Origin of the sequence: Microcystis sp. M53598_WE2, from assembly GCF_030067735.1 — a bacterium.
GTDB classification, from domain to species: Bacteria; Cyanobacteriota; Cyanobacteriia; order Cyanobacteriales; family Microcystaceae; genus Microcystis; species Microcystis aeruginosa.
Map to the genome: position 1 here is coordinate 1 of NZ_JASJFE010000777.1, position 3,629 is coordinate 3,629.

Here is a 3,629-nt window from a genome sequence, read left to right on the forward strand (position 1 = left end):
AATGGGAGATAAATTAACGGCTCTAATGGCAATTTCGGGGGTAATTGAAAATATATCTATTTTAGCTACTGTTAAAGCTTGTTGAATCCACTCTTGAAGGGGATAACTTAATTCTAATCTCCCCCGTTGGTTAGCAAGGGCTATTTCATAGCAAGAAATGGGGGAAACTCCGAGAGATTCTGCTAACTCAAATTTTTCTAGCCAATGCTCGGGAAATCTGTCAAAATTGCCATTTATTAACCACAACCAAATATGAGTATCAAGCACAATTACTTCAGACATTCCCAATCTTCTTCATCTACAATAGGACTGACCATATCACCTAGTATTTTAGCTTTACCCACCATATTCTCAACTGGAAAATGACGTTTGAATAAGGATGGTTTTTCTTCTAATAAGTTGTTTTTGCTGGCGGTGAAATTTTTAATTAATTGATAAAGTTCATCTAGTTGTTCTTCAGGTAAATTATCAATTGCTGTTTGAATAAGTTCTTTAACAGTCATAGTTTTACTCTCTATTTTCTGAACTTGAGTTATACTATAACACAACGGTTCCTTCAATAAAGGGACTCATCTTGAGATTTTACCTAAAATACAGCAGACTAAAAAGACTCATTTAAACCGTTTATTCTTAGATTAGCGGAATCTCCCCTAATGCAAGAGTGCCTCGTCTCAAAAAGTAATTTAAACACTTAACAGCTTATGTCTCTCCTGTCTTCTGCAATTATCGATACTTGGCGACGTTTTTACCGAGATCCCTTGGCAGTAATAGGAGCGATCGCATTAATTATAATTATTCTTGCCGTCCTATTCGGTCCGATTTTTTATCGGGTCCCCATCGATACCATTGATTTTAGTCAAACCACTGCTCCCCCTAGTTTAAAACATCTTTTCGGCACTAATGATCTGGGACAGGATCAATTGGCGAGGATTTTGGTGGGGGGTCGAATTTCCCTGGCGGTGGGGATTGCTGCTATGATAGTCGCGATGATTCTGGGGACAGCGATCGGGGCTATTTCCGGGTTTTACGGGGGGGCGATCGATGGCTTATTGATGCGATTAACGGATTTATTTCTATCTTTGCCCCAATTACCCCTACTTTTGCTGATTGTCTATCTATTTCGCGATAGTATCAAGAAAATCGCCGGACCGGAAACGGGTATTTTTATCCTCGTGGTTTTGGTGATCGGGGGTTTAAATTGGATGTCGGTGGCCAGATTGGTGCGGGGAAATTTCTTAAAATTACGAGAGATGGAGTTTATCTCGGCTGCGATTGCTTTGGGGGCCACTCCTTTCCGTTTAATCTGGGTGCATTTATTACCTAACGTTTTGGGAATGATTATCGTGGCGGCCACTTTAGCCGTGGGTAATGCGATTATTACCGAGTCAACCCTGAGTTTTTTGGGTTTGGGTTTCCCCCCCGATGTGCCGACTTGGGGACAAATGTTATTTAAAGCTAAAGATTACTTGACAACTGCCCCCCACTTGGTCATTTTTCCCGCTCTAGCTATCGTGATCACGGTGTTAAGTATTAATTTTATCGGTGATGGTTTACGGGATGTCTTTGATCCTAATGTTTAAGGAAGCGTAGAAGTGGATAATTGCCGAAAATTACCCAGAACCTCTATGATGATCAGTAGCGATGGTGAGGAAATAAATACTGTGAGTAGCGTAACTGTCATTAGCGATCAGAAGTTTGACAAAGAGGTTTTTGAGGTCGAAAAACCCGTTTTAGTCTATTTTTGGGCGAGTTGGTGCGGTCCGTGCCGTTTGGTATCCCCCTCGATCGATTGGGTGGCGAAAACCTACGGCGAACGGCTAAAAGTAGTTAAACTAGAAATAGACCCTAACCCCGACTCGGTGGCTAAATGTAAGGTGGAAGGTGTTCCTGCTTTACGCATCTTTAAAGATAACGAAATTATTGCCACTCATGAAGGGGCGATCGGCAAACAACAATTACAATCTTTTATCGATACCTATGTCAGCTAATTAGGTATCTGTGGTTATGAATAACTTAACCCTAGCACACCGCTTACAGGCACTACAATCCAACGTTTTTGCCGATATGGATCGGGCAAAAGCTGCCAGTAGAGAAGCGGGTAATACCATTATCGATCTTTCGCTCGGTTCCTCCGATCTTGGGGCTGCTCCCCACGTTGTCGATGCTATTGAACGATCTCTCCACGATCCTCACACCCACGGCTATTTACTCCATAATGGTACGCGAGACTTCCGAATAACTGCCGCTAACTGGTATAGCGATCGCTTTGGTGTCCCCGTCGATCCGGAAACGGAGGTTTTACCCCTAATTGGTTCTCAGGAAGGCACGGCCCATCTACCGTTGGCCATTCTCAACCCCGGGGATTTTGCCCTGCTCCTCGATCCGGGTTATCCCTCCCATTTGGGCGGTGTTGCCCTTGCTGGCGGTCAAATCTACGGGATGCCAATTTTGGCAAAAAATGACTTTCTGCCGGTTTTAGAGGACATTCCTGAGCTAGTGCTGGCACAATCGAAGCTGATGGTCTTGAGTTATCCCCATAATCCCACCACAGCGATCGCACCTTTGGCATTTTTCCAAAAAGCGGTTGATTTTTGCCGTCAGCATAATTTAGTTTTAATCCACGATTTTCCCTATCTAGACATCTTTTTTGCGGGAACATCGCCCCCCCCGTCAATTTTACAGGCCGATCGAGCTAAAACTAATTCGATCGAGTTTTTTACCTTTTCCAAGTCCTATAATATGGGCGGTTTTCGCATCGGTTTCGCCATTGGCAACCCGCAGTTAATTATGGCTTTGCGACAGATTAAAGCCATGGTTGATTTTAATCAGTATTTGGGCATCCTCAACGGTGCGATCGCTGCTTTGACCGGTAATCAAGATTCGGTCAAGGAAACCGTCGCTATCTTCCAAAAACGCCGGGATGTGTTTATTAATGCCTTAAATCGCATCGGTTGGCTGGTTGCCACTCCGGCCGCCACTATGTATGTTTGGGCGAAAATTCCCCCCAGTTGGCCGGGTAATTCCGTCGATTTTTGTCGGCAATTGGTGGCCCAAACCGGTGTCGCTGTTTCCCCCGGTTCCGGTTTTGGTAAGGGTGGTGAGGGTTATGTGCGTTTTGCCTTAGTTCACGATCCCGATATTCTAGAGGCTGCCGTGGAGAAAATTGGGGCTTTTTTGGGATAAAACCGATATTCTAAGCAGTGGTTATGCTGCAATGGATAACTTTCGCCTTGTTACTTCTGATATTTCGGGTGATATTGGTAATGTGTCCACTCCCGAACTTTCTAGTATTATCGGACTAGGCATACTAGGTAGTGGTTTAGTGGTGCGTCGCCTCGCTAAACGCCGTTAATCGTGCTTGGGGTGGGGAGATGAGCCGAAATTTTCCTAATTCCCCACCCTTTGCGGTTAAAAGCTTTAATTGTGCTGCTGTCTTTGTAATTCCTCGATAGTTGCGGGGGATAAATCAGTAAATTGGGCGATTTCTGGGACATGAAAGCCAGCAGATAGCATTTTTAGGGCAATTTGTCGAGCTTTTTCTTTTTTTCCCTCCTCTTTGCCTTCCTCTTTGCCTTCCTCTCTGCCTTCCTCTCTGCCTTCCTCTCTGCCTTCCTCTCTGCCTTCCTCTC

General features: G+C 44.4%; 6 protein-coding genes and 1 pseudogene. 4 read left to right on the top strand and 3 right to left on the bottom strand.

Annotated features, from left to right (window positions below; all coding sequences use genetic code 11):
• Both PX636_RS15845 and PX636_RS15850 read right to left on the bottom strand, forming a co-directional pair.
• A partial coding sequence (locus tag PX636_RS15845) for a type II toxin-antitoxin system VapC family toxin (RefSeq protein ID WP_288117780.1) occupies positions 1 to 282 on the bottom strand: 282 nt, incomplete at its 3' end.
• Positions 270 to 503 carry a hypothetical protein gene (locus PX636_RS15850; protein ID WP_002739069.1) on the bottom strand — a complete coding sequence of 78 codons (234 nt, stop codon included), beginning with the start codon at positions 501 to 503 and terminating at the stop codon, positions 270 to 272. The genes PX636_RS15850 and PX636_RS15845, both read right to left, overlap by 13 nt.
• A 198-nt stretch (positions 504 to 701) precedes the next feature.
• Between PX636_RS15850 and PX636_RS15855 the strand changes: the two genes are divergently transcribed.
• Genes PX636_RS15855 through PX636_RS15870 form a run of 4 tightly spaced genes read left to right on the top strand, consistent with a single transcriptional unit; the run spans position 702 to position 3,352 of the window.
• The gene (locus PX636_RS15855; RefSeq protein WP_288117781.1) at positions 702 to 1,580 is read left to right on the top strand and encodes an ABC transporter permease; all 879 of its coding nucleotides are present in this window, start codon (positions 702 to 704) and stop codon (positions 1,578 to 1,580) included.
• A 45-nt stretch (positions 1,581 to 1,625) separates the two neighbouring features.
• Positions 1,626 to 1,988 carry a thioredoxin family protein gene (locus tag PX636_RS15860; protein ID WP_002796395.1) on the top strand — a complete coding sequence of 121 codons (363 nt, stop codon included), beginning with the start codon at positions 1,626 to 1,628 and terminating at the stop codon, positions 1,986 to 1,988.
• A 16-nt stretch (positions 1,989 to 2,004) separates the two neighbouring features.
• A complete protein-coding gene (locus PX636_RS15865) occupies positions 2,005 to 3,183 on the top strand; it encodes an LL-diaminopimelate aminotransferase (RefSeq protein WP_288117782.1) in 1,179 nt (392 codons plus the stop codon).
• A gap of 31 nt (positions 3,184 to 3,214) precedes the next feature.
• A complete protein-coding gene (locus tag PX636_RS15870) occupies positions 3,215 to 3,352 on the top strand; it encodes a hypothetical protein (protein ID WP_002796392.1) in 138 nt (45 codons plus the stop codon).
• A gap of 65 nt (positions 3,353 to 3,417) precedes the next feature.
• Here the strand turns inward: PX636_RS15870 and PX636_RS15875 are convergent.
• A pseudogene (locus tag PX636_RS15875) lies at positions 3,418 to 3,629 on the bottom strand (Rpn family recombination-promoting nuclease/putative transposase); the annotation flags it as partial.

Bases quoted from the DNA above. Each gene is read 5' to 3' on its own strand.
- PX636_RS15850 (WP_002739069.1), bottom strand. From the start codon at position 503: ATGACTGTTAAAGAACTTATTCAAACAGCAATTGATAATTTACCTGAA.
- PX636_RS15855 (WP_288117781.1), top strand. From the start codon at position 702: ATGTCTCTCCTGTCTTCTGCAATTATCGATACTTGGCGACGTTTTTAC.
- PX636_RS15860 (WP_002796395.1), top strand. From the start codon at position 1,626: ATGATGATCAGTAGCGATGGTGAGGAAATAAATACTGTGAGTAGCGTA.
- PX636_RS15865 (WP_288117782.1), top strand. From the start codon at position 2,005: ATGAATAACTTAACCCTAGCACACCGCTTACAGGCACTACAATCCAAC.
- PX636_RS15870 (WP_002796392.1), top strand. From the start codon at position 3,215: ATGGATAACTTTCGCCTTGTTACTTCTGATATTTCGGGTGATATTGGT.